This is a genomic window from Erythrobacter alti (assembly GCF_037996805.1).
In the GTDB taxonomy this organism is placed as follows: Bacteria; Pseudomonadota; Alphaproteobacteria; order Sphingomonadales; family Sphingomonadaceae; genus Alteraurantiacibacter; species Alteraurantiacibacter alti.
On record NZ_JBBNAX010000001.1, the window covers coordinates 389,530 to 405,841 of the forward strand.

Here is a 16,312-nt window from a genome sequence, read left to right on the forward strand (position 1 = left end):
TATCGGGCGCACAAGTGACCGCGCCGTCTACAGGATTATGAAAAACGTGAATTTCACCGTGAAAAAAGCAGTTCGTTCGGCCATTGCCGGAATTGGCGCCGCGATTATCGCCGCGCCGCTTTCCAGCACTGGCGCACTGGCGCAGGCCGGGGGCAGCGACGCATTCAACCTGCCCGAAGACGTGTCGTTCATCATGGAGCAGGTGCAGGAGCCCAATCAGCGCCGCGCCACCGCCCGCGTAAACGGCAACATCATCACCGGCACGGATATCGATCATCGCCTTGCGCTGATCCTATCGGCGCAGAATGTCGAACTTGCTCCCGAAGATGTTGCGACGCTGCGTTTGCAGGTTCTGCGGAACCTGATCGACGAGACATTGCAGATCCAGGAAGCCGCTGCGCAGGACATGGAAGTGACGGCGGAGGAAGTGAATGCCTCCTACGAACGCTTCGCCGTTGAATCGCGCGGGATGAGCGTTGCCGAAATGGACGCCTATCTCGCTTCGGTCGGGTCGTCTTCGCGCTCGATCAAGCGCCAGATCCAGGGCGAACTGGCGTGGGAGCGCCTATTGCGCCGCAACGTCGCGCCATTCGTAAACGTTTCCGAAGGCGAAGTGACAGACCTGTGGGAACGCCTGCAGGAATCACGCGGCACGACCGAATACCGTCTCGGCGAGATTTTCCTATCGGCCAATTCGGCCAATAACGAACAGGTCCGCGCCAATGCGCAGCAGATCATCGCCCAATTGCGCCAGGGCGGCAGCTTTGTCGCCTATGCACGCCAATATTCCGAAGCGTCGTCCGCAATCGTCGGCGGCGATCTCGGCTGGATCCAGCTCGAGCAATTGCAGCAGCCGCAACTCGAAGCCGCAGCTGCCCAGATGACTCCCGGCCAGCTTGTCGGACCGCTGGAAATTCCCGGCGGCTATTCGATCCTGCTGATGATTGACCAGCGCCAGATTGGCATGGCCGACCCGCGCGATGCCGTGCTCAGCCTGAAGCAGATTTCCTACGTGTTCGAACCGGGCACCACTCCGGCTGAAGCTGAGCGCCAGGGTGCCGCATTCATTGCCGCAGTGCAGGGAATGAACGGTTGTGGATCGGCAGATGCCCAGGCAGCTGCGGTCGGTGCCACTACGGTCGACAACGATCAGATCACTGCGCGCCAGCTTCCCGAAGCACTGCAGGGCGTGCTGTTGCAGTTGAATGTCGGCCAGGTCACGCCGCCATTCGGTGATCTGAGCGATGGCATCCGCGTGCTGATGCTATGCGGCCGGGACGATCCGCAGGAAACTGCCGGTCCCTCCATTCCGCAGATCATGGCGCAGTTGGAAGATGAACGCATCAACCGCCGCGCCCAGCGCTATTTGCGTGACCTGCGGCGCGATGCGGTGATCGAATATAACTGATCCGGTGAAGCCTCTCGCTGTATCGCTTGGCGATCCGGCGGGAGTCGGACCGGAGATCATCGCGGCAGCATGGGCTGATCGCGACAAGCTGGGGCTGCCGCCGTTCGTAGTCATTGGCGGCAGTCAGATCATGGCCAGCGCTGCGGGCCATGCTGACATCCCCGGCATTGACGGACCGGACGGTGATTACCGCCCTGCCCGGCCTGACGAACAGTCGGCACAGATCGCACTGGCCTCGCTCGAACAAGCCATTGCAGGAACACTCGCCGGCCATTTCAGCGGCGTCGTTACCGCGCCGGTAGCGAAATCCGCGATAGCGCAGGTCTCCCCCGCCTTCATCGGCCAGACCGAATTGCTCGCCGACAGCTGCGGTTTAGGCCGAGAGAGCGCGGTGATGATGCTGGCGGGGCCGAGCCTCAAGACCGTCCCGCTCACCGTCCATTGCGCGATTGCCGATGTGCCGGACCTGATTTCGCAGGATCTTATCATCCACCGCACCCACATCGTGGCGCGCGCGCTGCAAGCCGATTTTGGAATCGCGGCACCGCGCATCGCAATCGCTGGACTGAACCCCCATGCGGGCGAGGACGGGCGCATGGGCCGCGAGGAAATCGACATTATCGCGCCAGCCATCGCCCAATTGCGCGGCGAAGGTATCGACGCGACCGGTCCGCATCCTGCCGACACGCTGTTCGCTCCGCACAAGCGCAGCACCTATGATGCCGTGATTGCAATGTATCACGATCAGGCGCTGGTGCCGCTGAAGGCGCTCGATTTCGACGAAGGCGTGAACATCACGCTAGGCTTGCCGATCGTGCGCACCTCGCCCGATCACGGCACTGCGTTTGACATCGCGGGCCAAGGCATCGCCCGTCCCGACGCTATGATTGCCGCGATCCGCATGGCAGGCGAAGTCGCCTCGCGGCGCGCCAATGGCTGATCTTCCGCCGCTACGCGAAGTCATCAAGACGCACGGCCTCTCCGCATCCAAAGCTCTGGGACAAAATTTCCTGTTCGACGAACAATTGCTGGGCCGGATCGCCGCGATTCCGGGTGATCTGGAGGACAAGGCCGTGCTCGAGATCGGGCCGGGACCGGGTGGCCTGACCCGCGCCCTGCTGAGGGCCGGGGCTCGCGTCACCGCTATCGAGCGCGACAGCCGCTGCATCCCCGCCCTCGCCGAATTGCAGGCAGCCTTCCCCGACCGCTTGCGTGTGGTGGAAGATGATGCACTCGCCATCGATCATGGCAAACTGATGGGCGAACCCTTCGCAGTTGTCGCCAATCTTCCCTACAATATCGGCACTTTACTGTTCACCCGCTGGCTCGCCGAGAGCGCGTGGCCGCCGCGCTGGACCAGCCTCACCCTCATGTTCCAGCAAGAAGTCGCCCGCCGGATTGTCGCTGCGGAAGGATCGGGCGAATATGGCCGCCTTGCAGTTCTCGCCCAATGGCGCAGCCGTGCCAGATTGGCGATGAAGGTGCATCGCAGCGCCTTCACCCCGCCGCCAAAGGTGATGAGCGCCATCGTGCATGTCGAGCCTGATGATGCGCCAGAGGGAGTCACAATCAGGACGCTCGAGCGCTTGACCGAAGCTGCGTTCGGCCAAAGACGCAAGATGTTGCGGCAAAGCCTGAGGGGACTTGAAGGTGGACTGAAAGCGCTTGAAACGGTCGGAGTGGACCCGACCCGCCGCGCAGAAACACTCAGCGTAGACGAGTTCGTTGCACTCGCCCGCGCGTTGGATAACCCAGAGATTCAGTCCGCTTGTTAACAGCTTGGCGCGTTCGGCGGCGGCTCCATTTGACAGCGCGCGATTGCCGCTTCAGGGCTGGCCGTCATGACACAGCTTTCGGACACAGAAACCGCGCTGATCGCGGACATCGACCAGGATCGCATGCTGGAGCGCACCCAAGGCTGGGCGGCGATCAATTCGGGCACCTCCAATCTCGACGGGCTTGAGAAGGTTGCCGCTGCCTTGGCTGAAGCCTTTTCGACGCTACCTGGCGAAGTCACCCTGCGTGCCCCGGCAGCTGTCACCGTGGTGGATTCCGAAGGCCGCGAGGTAGAGAAATTGCATGGCAAGCATCTCGTCTGTTCGGTTCGACCAGAGGCGCAGCGGCGCTTCCTGCTGACCGGTCATATGGATACGGTCTTCCCCGCCGATCACCCGTTCCAGGAGCAGACATGGCTCGATGACGAGACGCTCAATGGTCCGGGAACGGCGGACATGAAGGCCGGCCTTGCGATCATGCTGGAGGCTCTCACCGCGCTGGAAACCGGCGATGCGGCGCGCGATATCGGCTATGACGTGATGATCAATTCGGACGAGGAAACCGGATCGCTCTCTTCCGCCGCGCTGATCGACGAACTTGCACGCGGCAAACACGTAGCCCTGACCTACGAACCTTCCGCCCTGCCCGATGGCACGCTGGCTCATGCACGCGGTGGCAGCGGCAATTATGCCGTGAGCTTTACCGGCCGATCCGCCCATGCCGGGCGCAATCCGCAGGACGGGCGCAACGCCATCGTGGCTGCTGCCGATTGCGCGGTGCGGTTGAAGGCGATGCAGCATGGCGACCTGCCGATCAATCCGGCCAAGATCGATGGCGGAGCAGCGAACAACGTGGTGCCGGACAATGCCGTGCTGCGCTTTAATATCCGCCCCAAATCGACCGAGGCAGCCGAACAGTTCTCTCGCGATCTCAAGGTGCTCTTGAGCGAAATTGAAGCCGCACACGATGTTTCGATCCACTGCCACGGCGGCATTTCGCGTCCACCCAAGCCGGTCGATGCAAAGGCGCAGAAGCTGTTCGACCTCGTACGCGATACCGGCGCTGCACTTGGCCAGACAATCGGCTGGCAAAGCACCGGCGGCGTGTGCGACGGCAACAACATTGCTGCCAGTCACGTACCTGTGGTCGACACGATGGGTGTGCGTGGCGGGAAAATCCACTCACCCGAAGAATTCATGATCGTGCCATCGTTGACGGAGCGCGCGCAGCTATCGGCAGTGGTTCTTCACCGCCTCGCGACAGGAGAGAATTTGTGAGTCATGTGATGCGCGCTGCCACGGCGGAGGATCTCCAGCCACTGTATGAAATGGCCAAGCTGACAGGCGGCGGCTTCACCAATCTGCCTCCCGACCGCAATTCCCTGACCGAAAAGCTCGCCGGGTCCGACGCCGCCTTTGCGCGCGAGGGCGACGAGATCGAAGGCGAGACCTTCGTGCTTGTGCTCGAGAACGCCGAGACAGGCGATGTGCGCGGCACCTGCCAGCTGTTCACAGCAGTCGGGCAGAACTGGCCGTTCTATTCATATCGCATCACCACGCTGACCCAGCATTCCAAGGAGCTTGATCGTACGGTCACCGCCGAACTGTTGAGCCTCGTCAACGATCTGGGCGGATGCAGCGAAGTCGGCGGATTGTTCCTCCATCCGGGCGAGCGCGCGGGCGGGCTCGGCCTGTTGCTGGCGCGCAGCCGCTATCTGTTCATCGCCAGCCACCGCGAACGCTTTGGCGAGCGCATCCTTGCAGAGCTGCGCGGGATCATCGACGAACGTGGCGGATCGCCTTTCTGGGACGCAATCGGCGGCAAGTTCTTCGGCATGAGTTTCCAGGAAGCGGATGAGTTCAACGCCATACACGGCAACCAGTTCATCGCCGACCTGATGCCCAAGCATCCGGTCTATATCGCCATGCTGGATGAAGCGGCGCGCAAGGTGATCGGCCTTCCCCACCCCAGCGGCCGCGCAGCGATGCGGATGCTCGAAAACGAAGGATTCGCCTACCAGGGCTATGTCGACATTTTCGACGGCGGCCCGACCATGCTCGCCCCGACCGACAAGGTCCGCTCCATCGCCGGAGCGCATCAGGGTACGGTCGACAACATCAGCCTCGAAAAGGGGGAGAAGGCATTGCTGGCCACCGGTCAGATGAAGGACTTCCGTTGCTGCTACGGCGCGCGCGAAGTGCGCGAAGACGGGGTCGCCATCGATGCGCAGGCGGCCGACCTGCTCGGCGTGAGTGCAGGCGACCAGGTGTGGAGCATCTTGCGGTGAGCCTTACCGAAATCAATTTCGACGGGATTGTTGGCCCAAGTCACAATTACGCCGGGCTGAGCCTCGGCAATCTGGCTGCGACCAAGAACGCCGGAGCCACCGCCTATCCGCGTGCCGCTGCCTTGCAAGGCATCGCGAAGATGCGCGGCAATATGGCGATGGGTCTGGCGCAGGGCTTCCTCCTGCCACTTCCCCGCCCCGATCAAGGCTGGCTGGAGGAGCTTGCCGCCGACGAGACGACCGATCCCGCGCTGGTCGCGGGCGCGTGGTCGGCCAGTTCTATGTGGACCGCCAATGCCGCGACGGTCTCACCCGCTCCCGATACCGCCGATGGCAAATGCCACCTCACGGTCGCCAATCTCGTCACCATGGCGCATCGCAGCCACGAATGGCCCGATACGCTGGCGCAATTGCGGCTCGCTTTTGCCGACCCTGCGCATTTCGCGGTTCATGGTCCAGTGCCGCCGTGTTTCGGGGATGAGGGCGCTGCCAACCACATGCGCTTTGCCGGATCGCATGGCGGCGCGGGTGTCGAAGTGTTTGTCTACGGGCGCAGCGGCGGACCCTTCCCCGCGCGCCAGCACGAACAGGCCAGCCGCCTTGTCGCGCGCAAGCACGGCCTCGACCCCGACCGCGTGTTGTTCGTCGAGCAGGCTCCCGAAGCGATTGCGACGGGCGCGTTCCACAACGATGTTGTGGCAGTAGCCAATGAAGGTGTGCTGTTCACGCATGAAAAGGCCTTTGCGGACCCTGTAGGCACCTATGCCGCGATCACCGCGAAGTGCCCCGGCGCGCAAGTCGTGGAAGTGCCCGCTAGCGCGGTGAGCTTGAAAGAGGCGGTGGCCTCCTACCTGTTCAACGCCCAATTGCTCACCCCGCCCGATGGATCGGGGATGACACTGGTTGTGCCAGAAGAATGCCGCGAAAGCGTGCCTGTTTGGAAGTGGTTGCAAGACATGCTCGCGAGCAATGGCCCGATCCGCAACGTCAAGGTCGTCGATGTGCGTCAGTCCATGGCCAATGGCGGCGGTCCTGCGTGCCTGCGACTGCGCGTTGTTGCCGATCCCGCTACAGTCGATCCGCGCTTCATGCTCGATGAGACCAAGGCAGGCATGATCGAGCAGGTCATTGCCGCGCATTGGCCCGAGCATATCGAACCTGCGCAGATCGGTAGCAAGACACTGGCAGACCAGATCCGCAATGCCCGTGCCAAGCTATTGGAAGCCTTGGAACTTTCCGAGCTTATCTGAGTCTGATACTTGTGATGTCGGTTTGCTTTACAACCGGCTTTGCATTAACCTTTGCGACCCGCACAAATCCGTGTCTGGCACGGCATTTGCTGTGTGAAAGGTTAAGAAAGGTGTAGGATGTTTCGCAAGATAGGCAGGTTGTTCGTCATCAAGACACGCTGGGAAGCGTATCTGATCATCTACGCGCTCGCCCTTGGTGCGACTGCGCGCGGCGCCGCCTATATTCAGGAATATCCCGGCTGGGGCGGCTACGCCCTGTTCCTTGCCTGCACCGGCGCGGTGTTTCTGGCTGGCGCGAAGATCCTCGACTGCCTGAAATTTGAGGCGGCGGAGCGGGAAGCTGACAATACCCCGGAAAAATCCAAGGCCTGACTAGCTGAGAAATCTGTTGGTCTGCGCAATTGTGTTCGCGACACCGTGCACGATGACAAGCGGCAAGATATTCTGCCGACCAATCTTCAGATAAATCAAACCGAAGACGAGGCCGATACCTCCCGTCACGATCGCTCCGTGCATCCCCTGATAATAGTAATGGCGATAGCCAAAGAAGATGGCCGCTAGCACAACAGCGGCGATACTTGCGATGCGTGTGCCGCCCAGCGCGCCTTCGGATTTGGTGATGATGAACGCGCGAAAAAGCAGCTCTTCGAAAAACGAACCATGCGTCCAAACTAACGCCATCACCAAGAGATATGCGCCAAGGTTTCCGCGGACGAAATCGAAGCGACCGCTGGCGCCGATGTTTTCAAAGAATAGTTCTGCAAGAGCTTGGAATATCACCACCGTTCCCAGAAAGGCGATGAAGATCAGCAGGGCTAGACCAAGCGTGTGCCACCAGCTCTCAGGCCATTTCAATCCCAGGTCAGCCCACGAATATCCGCGCCGATAGAGCAGGAATGTTGCCACAGCCATCGCGGTGAAAGTCGATGCCGGACCGGCATAGACGACCGAATATTGCAATACGCTCTGCTTCACGATGACCAGCACGGCCACAACGATCAGCAGGTCTATCAATGCTGCCGTGCGGCTCTGTGATTTCTCAGCTTCCAAGATCCGCCTCCCTAAGTATTGCGCTGCTTGGACGCGAATGCCCCACGCTTTCAGCAGCCGACTGACCAAGGCGTGAGAATTATCGATGAGGGAAGGTGGGGGTTTCTGTTGCTAGCTACCCCCGGAGCCCCGGAATCCGTTCTGTTGCCCGGTCGGTCCAACCGCGCTTAAGCTTTGTAAATTCAGTCCGTTAGGACGTCAAATTACGCAGCAATCGCGAGTGCTTCATTATCATTGGCACTTGTGTGTTGTGAGCGTTTAACGGGGGATCTCAGCCCGGGCGAAAACAGTGCCTTTCAACACACGTCGATCCTGGTTCGGCCCCATCAGAAGTCGCTGATTTCTCAGCGTTTTTGGTGGAGCCGCCGGGTACTGCCCCCGGGTCCGCTGTGCCTAGTGCACACCGCAATTTATCGCCATATCCCGCCGAAACGGGCAGGACCTATATAGACCCTGCCCGCTTAATGTGAAGTGTATGCTGAAATTGCGGTGTTTTAGCCCATCGGGCCGTTCTGCGGCGCTCCGGGCGCGCCACTCTTCAAGGCATCGCGGATTTCCGCTAGCAATTCGAGCTCGGTCGGACCTGCTTCTTCCTCGACCGTTTCTTCCTTCGCTTCAAAGCGCGCCTGAACCTTGTTGGTGTAGCGCACGAGCATGAAGATGATGAAGGCGAGGATCAGGAAGTTGATCACCGCGGTCACGAACGCACCCCATGCGAGCACGTTGGCGCCAGCTTCGCGCGCAGCTTCGAGCGACATGCCCGGCTCGACCAGATCGCCGCCGCTCAGGACCACATACTTGCTGCTGAAATCGACATCACCGAAAATCATGCCCACGATCGGCATGATCACGTCAGCGGTCAGCGATGCGACGATCACCGCAAAGGCGCCCGCGATGATGACCGCAACGGCCAGTTCCATGACATTGCCCTTGGCAATGAAATCCTTGAATTCTGAAAGCATGTAAAAAGTCCCTCTCCGTATCTGGAGAGGGGCTTTTGTCACAATTGGACGCCTGAAACGAGCGGAGCACGGTTCAAATTATGTAAAATCAGGCGGGCTGTGAATTTTTGCGCATTTCGCCAAGGATTTGCTTGAGTACGTCGAGCTGCGGATCGGTGGGGATATCGTCGGAGCTCGAGCTGTCCTCGGTCTGCTTGGCCTGTTCCTGCATCTCGTCGAGCACGCGGTTGACGGTGCGAATGATGAAAAACAGGGCGAGCGCGATGATCAGGAAATCAACTGTCTGGGTGATGAAATCGCCATAGCCGATCATCGGCACACCGGCCTCTTTCAACTCGGCATAATTGGTCAGGCTTCCCGAGTAATCGGACGGTATCTCGCCAAGCCGGATGAACCAGTTTGAAAAGTCGATATCGCCGAATATCCACCCGATCACCGGCATGAGCATGCTCTCGTTCAATGAGGTTACGATCTTGCCGAACGATGCGCCGATGATGACGCCAACCGCCAGGTCGAGCACATTGCCGCGCGCGATAAATTTCTTGAATTGCTTGACCATGCTGAGGCCCTTCTCCACCATTTTTGCCAATGCCCGCGAGGGCGTACAGAAGCATAAACAGCTCGCGCCTGCCTTGTTTCCGGTCCGCGCCGTGCTATATTGGCAATACACCTACAGGTTTCGGAGGATTTCGCGCATGTTCAAACGTCTCGCCATGCTGGCCACTCTTATATTCGGCAGCCTCGCGCTGGCGAGCTGCGGCATCAACTCGGTGCCGGCGGCAGAAGAAAACGCCAAGGCCAAATGGGCCGATGTCGAGGCCGCTTTCCAGGAACGCGCCAACCTTGTGCCGAACCTTGAACAGATCACCATGTCTTCGGCAGAGCAGGAGCGAGAAACGCTCGAAAGCGTCATCGAAGCACGCGCTTCGGCAACTCGACCGGAAATCCAGATCGACAGCGACGACCTCAACAATCCAGAGGCGATGGCGCAATATCAGCAGGCACAGAACACTTTCGGCGGCGCGCTCTCGCGCCTGATGGCAACCGTGGAAGCCTATCCCGAATTGCGCAGCCAGGAAAATTTCGGTCGGTTCATGACCCAGCTCGAAGGGCAGGAGAACCGCATCCGCGTCGCCATCCGCGACTACAACGAAGCGGTCCGCCAGTATAACACCACTATCCGCACCTTCCCCGATACAATCGGTGCGAACATCATACACGGCGCGGAACCGATGGTCCCCTATGAGGCGGTATCTGAGGGCGCAGAAGTCGCGCCAGAACTGGATATGCGCGGCGAGTGACGCTCAACACGCGCATTTCCCTGCCAATAAGGCAATGGCTTGCCCTTCTGATCGCCGTCTTGGCGGTTGGCTGGGCAAGCGTGGCCGATGCGCAGCCGGATTTCCCCGAGCGGGGGAAAGCGCCGGTGCTCGACCTTGCGAATATCATCGATCCGGGCACCGAGGCACAGCTGACGCAGCAGCTCGAGGACTTTGAACGGCGTAATGAGCGGCAATTCGTGATCGTCACGCTGGATACGCTGCAAGGCTACGATATTGCCGATTACGGCTACCAGCTTGGGCGCCACTGGGCTCTCGGCGATGCGGAGAACAATGACGGTATCATCCTCATTGTCGCGCCCAACGAACGCAAGATGCGGATCGAAGTGGGCTACGGCCTCGAAGGCATCATTCCCGACGGTCTTGCCTTCGAATATATCGAGGGGATGAAGCCTTACTTCCGCAACAATGATTACTCCGGCGGGATCAGCTGGGCGGCGAATGAAATCATCACTCAGCTCGAACTGCCAGCGGAAGAAGCGGCCGCGATTGCAGCGCAGGCGGGTCAGGATCGCACAAGCGAAGGCGGCTTCCCGATCGGCACGCTGATCTGGCTCGCATTCCTGTTTTTCTTCTTCATCCTGCCCATGATCGGCGGGCGCGGGCGTCGTCGGCGCTATCGCAGCGGCGCCGGCGGGCTGGTCGGAGACATCATCCTTTGGGAAGCAGGCAAGGCCATCGCGCGCGGCGCATCGGGCGGCGGTAGCAGCTGGGGCGGCGGAGGCGGCGGCTTTGGCGGTGGCTTCGGCGGTGGCGGCGGCTTCTCCGGGGGCGGTGGATCATTCGGCGGCGGCGGTGCTTCAGGGGGCTGGTGATGGCATATTTCGATGAAGCACAACACAAGATCGTCTCCGACGCGGTCGCGCAGGCGGAACTGACGACGAGCGGCGAGATCGTGCCGGTGATTGCCGACCGTTCTGACGGGTATTCCGATGTCGTGCTGGTCTGGGCGATAGCGGCGGCATTCACCGCGATGAGCATTTTTGCGGCCTTCCCCGACTTTTTCCTCGACAAGGTCGACTGGATCCTCGGCGGCTGGTCATCCGAGCACAGCTATGGCGAGGTGCTCGCCTGGGCAGTCGGGTTCGGCCTGCTGAAATTTCTTGGCGTCTGGCTGTTCCTGAGCTGGGATCCACTGCGGTTCTTCTTCACTCCCGGTCCGGTTAAACGCCAGCGCGTGCATGACCGCGCCGTACGGCATTTCAAGGTCGGGGCAGAGGGTCGTACACACGGCAAGACCGGCGTGCTGCTCTACCTTTCGATGCAGGAACACCGCGCCGAAATCGTGGCCGACGATTCCATCGCGGAATTGGTGCCAGCCGAAGTCTGGGGCGAGGCGATGGCCGATATGCTCGTCGAAATCCGCAAGGGCTGCATCGCCGAAGGCATTGCGGCAGGAGTGCGTGACGTCGGCAAGATTCTGTCCGAACACTTCCCCCGCGGACACGATGACGAAAACGAATTGCCCGACCGCTTGATCGAAGTGTGACGCTTCGATAGCGCAGCGCGCATGAGCACACCCGACGCAGACTTACCCGAAGAGATCGCCTGGCAAGGCAAGTGGATCACCGCGAAGAAGCGTGGCCGCTGGGAATACGTCAGCCGCGCGCGCAATATCCGCGCCGCGGTCATCCTCGCCGTAGATGATGGCGATATCCTGCTGGTCGAGCAATATCGCGTGGCGCTGGGTCGCCGCGTGCTCGAATTGCCCGCCGGTCTGATCGGCGACGATGCTGGCGGCGAGAACGACGATCCGCTGAACGCCGCCAAGCGCGAGTTGGAGGAAGAAACGGGCTATCAGGCCGAGCATTGGGAGGAGATTGGCGAATTCTGCTCATCTCCCGGCATGACAAGCGAAGGCTTTAGCCTGCTGAAGGCGACAGGCCTGAAAAAGGTGAGTGCCGGTGGCGGCGTAGAGGGTGAAGACATCACGGTCCACCGCATCAGACTGGCCGGAATTTCCACAACCATCGCAGATTTTCGCAATGGTGACGTAGCGATCGATGCGCGTTTGCTGGTGGCACTCGGACCCGCACTTCTGGGCGACGTTGTAGGCTGAGAATGATCGAGGAACTGATCGCGAAGGAACGCCTGCCCGAAGATTACATGCAGGTCGTCGAGCAGCACTGGAAACCGCTCGCCACGCGCATCGCGCGCGAAGCGGCCAGCCGCAAACCGCTGATCGTGGGCGTGAACGGGGCGCAGGGCACTGGCAAGACAACGCTCTGCCGCTTCCTTGAGGTCTTGCTCAAGCAGCGTGGGTTGCGTGCTGTCACACTCGCGCTCGATGATCTCTACCTGACGCAATCCGAACGGCTGCAATTGGCCGCCGAAGTCCATCCATTGTTTGAAACGCGTGGCCCTCCCGGCACCCATGCCGTGGCGATGGCCTTCGACATCATCGAGGCCGTACTTGCCGGAAAGCCATTCGAAATCCCGCGCTTCGACAAGTCCAGCGATGATCGCAGCAATGAAGTCACCCGGATCAGCGGCCCGGTCGATGTCTTGCTGTTTGAAGGCTGGTGCATCGGCGCCGCGCCGCAAGAGCCGGATGAATTGGCGAAACCCGTCAATGTGTTAGAGGCCGAGGAAGATCCCGAGGGCGTATGGCGCGCGCTCATCAACCATTGGCTTGGCGCGGAGTACAAGCGCCTGTTCGGCCTGATCGACCTGCTCATCATGCTGAAGGTGGACAGTTTCGAAGCTGTCCTGGCAAACCGGAGGCGGCAGGAGCTGAAGCTGGCCGACCTCAATCCGATCGGCCCCGGCCTGATGGACGAGGAAGCGCTGGTCCGCTTCATTTCCCACTACGAGCGATTGACGCGTCACATTCTGGCAGAAATGCCTGGCCGCGCCGACATCCTCTTCGAGATCGGCCCGGATCAACGCCCGCGCTGATTGCGAAAGGCTTGCTTCAAGGGGAAAAGTCGCATCGCAGCCGGTCGGAGTATGAAGAAGTCGCGAGGCAGGAGGGAATGAAAGAAAACGCCCCGCTAATCCGGCTACGATGCAATTGCAGTAATATCATACGGGTTACAGCGGAATAGATAGACCTTAGGCGGTGTACCTCCACCGCAAGGCGGGCATCGGCCTAGATACCGGCCTCTACCGCCAGCCTGATCATGTCGGCACTGCTCTTTGCCCCAAGCTTTTCCATAGCCAGCCCGCGATGCATCTTGATCGTCTTTTCCGAGAGGCCAAGCTCCCAAGCGATCTGCTTGTTTCGCAGCCCTGCGGCCACCATTGTCATCACTTCAAGCTGGCGCTTGGACAGATCCTTGACCTTTTCCGCAGCACGCGCGCGGCGTGTGAGCATCGGGCTTTCCGCTCCGTCTTCCAGTTCGATTTGGGAGCCATGAAAATATTCCAGCTCGCCAGCCTCATCGAAAACGGGCGCAACCACGACCCCGTTACGGAACGGCGTGCCGTCCTTCTTATAGTTGAGGATTTCGACCAGCACCGATTTCCGGTCGCGTACGCCTTCGCGAATGGCCTCGGTCAGCCAGGGCTCTGTACCTGGACCGGAAAGGAAACGGCAATTGCGACCGAGGATTTCATCTTGCGAATAGCCCGTCAGTTCGATGAATGCCTTGTTACAGGCGATAAGCGGGTTGTCCGGCAATCGCGGATTGCTCACCACGGAAGCGACAGGACTTGTCGCAATCAAATCGTGGGCTTCCGGGTCCGATGAGTAAATGTCATCCCTCACTCGTCGAATACTAGCCTTGCAGACCGGTGAAGGTAAAGCATCCGTTTGCATGGACTTGCAAATTTAGACCCAACACAACTCTGACTCGCCCTGTTTTGCACATGAAGTTCGGGCAAACACGCGGCTGCTAAGCCTGCTCCGCCGCATCCATGACCCGCGCCCTGCCCTGCGCAACATCGATCCGCATGTCGGCATAACCCACTGCGTTGAGCGAGTGAGAGACCATCAGGATGATGCGGTTTGCTATATTTTCGCGCAAGCGACCGATAACGCGGCGCTCGAGATCGGGGTCCATCGCGGACGTTGCTTCATCTAGTATCAACAGGCTTGCGGGCCGGAGCAGCGCACGAGCAAGGCACAGTCGCTGGCGTTCCCCGCCCGACAGGCGCGCACCACCGTCGAGAAGGTCCTCGTCCAGACCGCCAGGCAGGTCGCGCACGATCTCGCTCGCTTCGGCTTGCTCCAGCGCGTGCCATACCGCCGCATCGTCAGCTGAAAGGTTTGGCCAGAGCAGATTCTCTCGCACAGAACCATCGAAGATAAACGGCTCTTGCGGCGCAAAGGAGACTTCCGATTGCCAGGCGCGTCGCTCGCCCGCCTGTAGCAGGAAGTCGCCGCGACGAATCGCCCCTTCGGCTGGGAGATGCAGCCCCGCTATCAGTTCCACCAGCGAAGATTTGCCCGCGCCTGAAGGTCCGCCCACATGCACCAGCGTGCCAGGCGCAATCCGCACATTATCGGTGCTCACGAGCCGAACAATTTCGCCTTCGTCATTGACCACGTCGACGCAGGCTCGCTCGATCAGCAACGCTTCGTCAGCTGGCGGCAGCGGATCATCCGGATTGAGCGGATTGTCGCTGCGCCCTTGCTGCGCCGATTTAAGCTCGGCCTCTGTCTCGCGGATCGCTTCGAACGAAGGAAGCGCGTGGGCTATCGATTGCAGGCCGCTGAAGGTCGAGATGAGGTTGGGCGACAGGCGAAGGACGATAGCCGCCATCACCAGCAGTTCCCCCCCCGTCAATCCGACCAAGCCGTAGCCGACCAGCAGAACCAGCAGTGCCGCCACTGCTCCCACGAGTTGGATAGTGTTACGCAGGCGCGATTGCTGCATTACAAATTCCACCGCCAGCGCGCGGGTTTCGGCGATACGTTGCGCAAAGCGCGTACTCAGTTCGTCTTCCGCGCGCGCTGCCTTTGCGGCCTTCATCCCATCGAGGAACAGGGTCGTTTCGTGCATTACGCCGCGGTTGGCGAAATTTAGCCTTGAGCCGAGACGATGGCTGCGGCGCATCCATGCGATGGCGCTTACCAGCCCGATCGCGACCAGAACCAACAGCGCCAGTCCAAGGACGGCGCTGACCACGAACGCCGCGATCAGGTAGGCAAGCCCCATCGCCAAGGTCACCAGACCGTTCGACAAAGCCTGCATCGTCATCGCGAGCCGTCCGATATTGGTTGTCATGGTGTTGAGAAGTTGCGACTTGCGAAACCGCTTGATGACTGGCCAATCGGTGTGGGCAAGCAGCGTAAAAAATTGCTGGCGGGTATGGTCGACGAAGCCCTGCGCCAGAGCGGTCATCATGATGTCGCGCTTCATCAGCACGTAGGCGCGCAATGCAACCAGCAAGACGAAGCCCAGTCCCATTGTCGCCAATTGGCCGATGACCGTGTCGATACCGATCGAGCTCAGTCCTGCCAGCAATTGACCGGTCACGCCAGCCTGGACAGTTTCATCCTGCGCGAACAGCGTTTCGGCAACGGGCAACAGCAACACCAGGCCAACACCTTCCAGCACGGCCGCCAACGCGACTATGAAAAGCGTCCGACCCATGCGCGGTCCGGCGTAAGCAAAGATGGCACGGAACAGGTCGCGGGCGCCGCTACGCTTTCTGGCGTGTTCGTCAGGCGGCATCGCCGACGTTCCTACTCGCGGAAGCGGTTTTTTCGAAGGTCATGAATTCCTCGCGCTCGCGCTCGCCCTCGCCCATAACCACCACATCGCCAGCCATCAGCCAGGCATGGAAGAGCAGGCCATCTTCGGACGTTCCGCGACGCGACCCAATGATGATGCGCGACGGCAATCCGCCCCGCCCCATCACCCAGCGTGCCGCCATGGCGCGCGGAAGGCACACCGCGTCGAACATGCGGAGACGATTGGCAACCCGGTTCACAATCCGGCCGATATCTTCTGCCTGCTTTTGCTGCTGTGGCGTCAGTAGCGGGCGCTTCGCATCTGCCAGTTCGCCTCCGATAATTCCCAGCGAAGCGCGCCAGCGCCGAAAGGGAACCCACCGGACAAGGAACCGCGCCCACGCCAGGGCGAGCCAAATTTTCCGGCGCAGCGGGTGCTTCTTGAGGGGGCGGATAAGGGCCATCGTAAACTTCGCCTATCAGACATTCGCCAGCGACCACAATGCTGCCCGATCCCGCAACCCCCGCATAGGTGCAGTATGCCGCGCTCGTCGATTCCATCTGCAGCGAATATGAGGTGGAGCAGGACGTATGCCGCGCCGTATTGGCACGGCTCGTC

At 60.6% G+C, this 16,312-nt stretch carries 18 protein-coding genes and 1 other RNA gene; 12 read left to right on the top strand and 7 right to left on the bottom strand.

Going from position 1 to position 16,312, the window contains the following annotated elements:
• The first annotated feature begins 58 nt into the window (after positions 1-58).
• The 7 genes from AAC850_RS01845 to AAC850_RS01875 all read left to right on the top strand — a co-directional run bounded on the left by AAC850_RS01845 (position 59) and on the right by AAC850_RS01875 (position 7,093).
• Complete coding sequence (locus AAC850_RS01845; protein ID WP_340586862.1) at positions 59-1,408, top strand: peptidylprolyl isomerase; 1,350 nt, start codon at positions 59-61, stop codon at positions 1,406-1,408.
• A 4-nt stretch (positions 1,409-1,412) separates the two neighbouring features.
• Entirely contained in the window at positions 1,413-2,348 is a 936-nt protein-coding gene (gene pdxA, locus AAC850_RS01850; RefSeq protein WP_340586864.1) for a 4-hydroxythreonine-4-phosphate dehydrogenase PdxA, read from the top strand.
• Entirely contained in the window at positions 2,341-3,183 is an 843-nt protein-coding gene (gene rsmA / locus AAC850_RS01855; RefSeq protein ID WP_340586866.1) for a 16S rRNA (adenine(1518)-N(6)/adenine(1519)-N(6))-dimethyltransferase RsmA, read from the top strand. Before pdxA ends, rsmA begins: the two co-directional genes overlap by 8 nt.
• A 66-nt stretch (positions 3,184-3,249) precedes the next feature.
• Complete coding sequence (locus tag AAC850_RS01860) at positions 3,250-4,461, top strand: hydrolase (RefSeq protein ID WP_340586868.1); 1,212 nt, start codon at positions 3,250-3,252, stop codon at positions 4,459-4,461.
• Positions 4,458-5,471 (top strand): arginine N-succinyltransferase, encoded by a 1,014-nt coding sequence (locus AAC850_RS01865; RefSeq protein ID WP_340586870.1) that lies wholly within the window; start codon positions 4,458-4,460, stop codon positions 5,469-5,471. The genes AAC850_RS01860 and AAC850_RS01865 overlap by 4 nt, the downstream gene beginning before the upstream one ends.
• Positions 5,468-6,721 (top strand): N-succinylarginine dihydrolase, encoded by a 1,254-nt coding sequence (locus AAC850_RS01870; protein ID WP_340586872.1) that lies wholly within the window; start codon positions 5,468-5,470, stop codon positions 6,719-6,721. Before AAC850_RS01865 ends, AAC850_RS01870 begins: the two co-directional genes overlap by 4 nt.
• A 117-nt stretch (positions 6,722-6,838) precedes the next feature.
• Entirely contained in the window at positions 6,839-7,093 is a 255-nt protein-coding gene (locus AAC850_RS01875; protein WP_340586873.1) for a hypothetical protein, read from the top strand.
• Here AAC850_RS01875 and AAC850_RS01880 read toward each other — a convergent pair whose 3' ends face one another.
• The 4 genes from AAC850_RS01880 to mscL (AAC850_RS01895) form a co-directional block, all read right to left on the bottom strand.
• Positions 7,094-7,840: a CPBP family intramembrane glutamic endopeptidase gene (locus AAC850_RS01880; protein WP_340586875.1), complete on the bottom strand. Its 747-nt coding sequence runs from the start codon at positions 7,838-7,840 to the stop codon at positions 7,094-7,096.
• Between the two features lie 61 nt (positions 7,841-7,901).
• Positions 7,902-8,246: a transfer-messenger RNA gene (gene ssrA / locus AAC850_RS01885) on the bottom strand.
• Between the two features lie 19 nt (positions 8,247-8,265).
• The gene (gene mscL, locus AAC850_RS01890; protein ID WP_340586876.1) at positions 8,266-8,733 is read right to left on the bottom strand and encodes a large conductance mechanosensitive channel protein MscL; all 468 of its coding nucleotides are present in this window, start codon (positions 8,731-8,733) and stop codon (positions 8,266-8,268) included.
• Positions 8,734-8,821: 88 nt separating this feature from the next.
• The gene (mscL, locus tag AAC850_RS01895; RefSeq protein ID WP_340586878.1) at positions 8,822-9,292 is read right to left on the bottom strand and encodes a large conductance mechanosensitive channel protein MscL; all 471 of its coding nucleotides are present in this window, start codon (positions 9,290-9,292) and stop codon (positions 8,822-8,824) included.
• A 136-nt stretch (positions 9,293-9,428) separates the two neighbouring features.
• Here mscL (AAC850_RS01895) and AAC850_RS01900 point away from each other — a divergent pair, with 136 nt between their 5' ends.
• From AAC850_RS01900 to AAC850_RS01920, 5 genes are read left to right on the top strand one after another with little or no spacing between them, the layout of a single operon-like run.
• Complete coding sequence (locus AAC850_RS01900) at positions 9,429-10,034, top strand: LemA family protein (protein ID WP_340586880.1); 606 nt, start codon at positions 9,429-9,431, stop codon at positions 10,032-10,034.
• Positions 10,031-10,888, top strand: a complete 858-nt coding sequence (locus tag AAC850_RS01905; RefSeq protein WP_340586881.1) for a TPM domain-containing protein — start codon at positions 10,031-10,033, stop codon at positions 10,886-10,888. The genes AAC850_RS01900 and AAC850_RS01905 overlap by 4 nt, the downstream gene beginning before the upstream one ends.
• Positions 10,888-11,562 carry a TPM domain-containing protein gene (locus tag AAC850_RS01910; protein ID WP_340586883.1) on the top strand — a complete coding sequence of 225 codons (675 nt, stop codon included), beginning with the start codon at positions 10,888-10,890 and terminating at the stop codon, positions 11,560-11,562. The genes AAC850_RS01905 and AAC850_RS01910 overlap by 1 nt, the downstream gene beginning before the upstream one ends.
• 21 nt (positions 11,563-11,583) lie before the next feature.
• Entirely contained in the window at positions 11,584-12,132 is a 549-nt protein-coding gene (locus AAC850_RS01915; protein ID WP_340586885.1) for an NUDIX hydrolase, read from the top strand.
• A 2-nt stretch (positions 12,133-12,134) separates the two neighbouring features.
• Positions 12,135-12,971 carry a kinase gene (locus tag AAC850_RS01920; RefSeq protein ID WP_340586887.1) on the top strand — a complete coding sequence of 279 codons (837 nt, stop codon included), beginning with the start codon at positions 12,135-12,137 and terminating at the stop codon, positions 12,969-12,971.
• A gap of 193 nt (positions 12,972-13,164) precedes the next feature.
• Here AAC850_RS01920 and AAC850_RS01925 read toward each other — a convergent pair whose 3' ends face one another.
• The 3 genes from AAC850_RS01925 to AAC850_RS01935 all read right to left on the bottom strand — a co-directional run bounded on the left by AAC850_RS01925 (position 13,165) and on the right by AAC850_RS01935 (position 16,157).
• Positions 13,165-13,710 carry a response regulator transcription factor gene (locus tag AAC850_RS01925; RefSeq protein WP_340586889.1) on the bottom strand — a complete coding sequence of 182 codons (546 nt, stop codon included), beginning with the start codon at positions 13,708-13,710 and terminating at the stop codon, positions 13,165-13,167.
• Between the two features lie 199 nt (positions 13,711-13,909).
• Positions 13,910-15,694 carry an ATP-binding cassette domain-containing protein gene (locus AAC850_RS01930; RefSeq protein WP_340586891.1) on the bottom strand — a complete coding sequence of 595 codons (1,785 nt, stop codon included), beginning with the start codon at positions 15,692-15,694 and terminating at the stop codon, positions 13,910-13,912.
• Positions 15,684-16,157 (bottom strand): lasso peptide biosynthesis B2 protein, encoded by a 474-nt coding sequence (locus tag AAC850_RS01935; RefSeq protein WP_340586892.1) that lies wholly within the window; start codon positions 16,155-16,157, stop codon positions 15,684-15,686. Before AAC850_RS01935 ends, AAC850_RS01930 begins: the two co-directional genes overlap by 11 nt.
• Positions 16,158-16,312 lie beyond the last annotated feature (155 nt).

Excerpts from the sequence above, each read along its gene's own strand:
- rsmA (WP_340586866.1), top strand. The coding sequence starts at position 2,341 with ATGGCTGATCTTCCGCCGCTACGCGAAGTCATCAAGACGCACGGCCTC.
- AAC850_RS01860 (WP_340586868.1), top strand. The coding sequence starts at position 3,250 with ATGACACAGCTTTCGGACACAGAAACCGCGCTGATCGCGGACATCGAC.
- AAC850_RS01875 (WP_340586873.1), top strand. The coding sequence starts at position 6,839 with ATGTTTCGCAAGATAGGCAGGTTGTTCGTCATCAAGACACGCTGGGAA.
- mscL (WP_340586876.1), bottom strand. The coding sequence starts at position 8,733 with ATGCTTTCAGAATTCAAGGATTTCATTGCCAAGGGCAATGTCATGGAA.
- mscL (WP_340586878.1), bottom strand. The coding sequence starts at position 9,292 with ATGGTCAAGCAATTCAAGAAATTTATCGCGCGCGGCAATGTGCTCGAC.
- AAC850_RS01900 (WP_340586880.1), top strand. The coding sequence starts at position 9,429 with ATGTTCAAACGTCTCGCCATGCTGGCCACTCTTATATTCGGCAGCCTC.
- AAC850_RS01910 (WP_340586883.1), top strand. The coding sequence starts at position 10,888 with ATGGCATATTTCGATGAAGCACAACACAAGATCGTCTCCGACGCGGTC.
- AAC850_RS01915 (WP_340586885.1), top strand. The coding sequence starts at position 11,584 with ATGAGCACACCCGACGCAGACTTACCCGAAGAGATCGCCTGGCAAGGC.
- AAC850_RS01920 (WP_340586887.1), top strand. The coding sequence starts at position 12,135 with ATGATCGAGGAACTGATCGCGAAGGAACGCCTGCCCGAAGATTACATG.
- AAC850_RS01930 (WP_340586891.1), bottom strand. The coding sequence starts at position 15,694 with ATGCCGCCTGACGAACACGCCAGAAAGCGTAGCGGCGCCCGCGACCTG.
- AAC850_RS01935 (WP_340586892.1), bottom strand. The coding sequence starts at position 16,157 with ATGGCCCTTATCCGCCCCCTCAAGAAGCACCCGCTGCGCCGGAAAATT.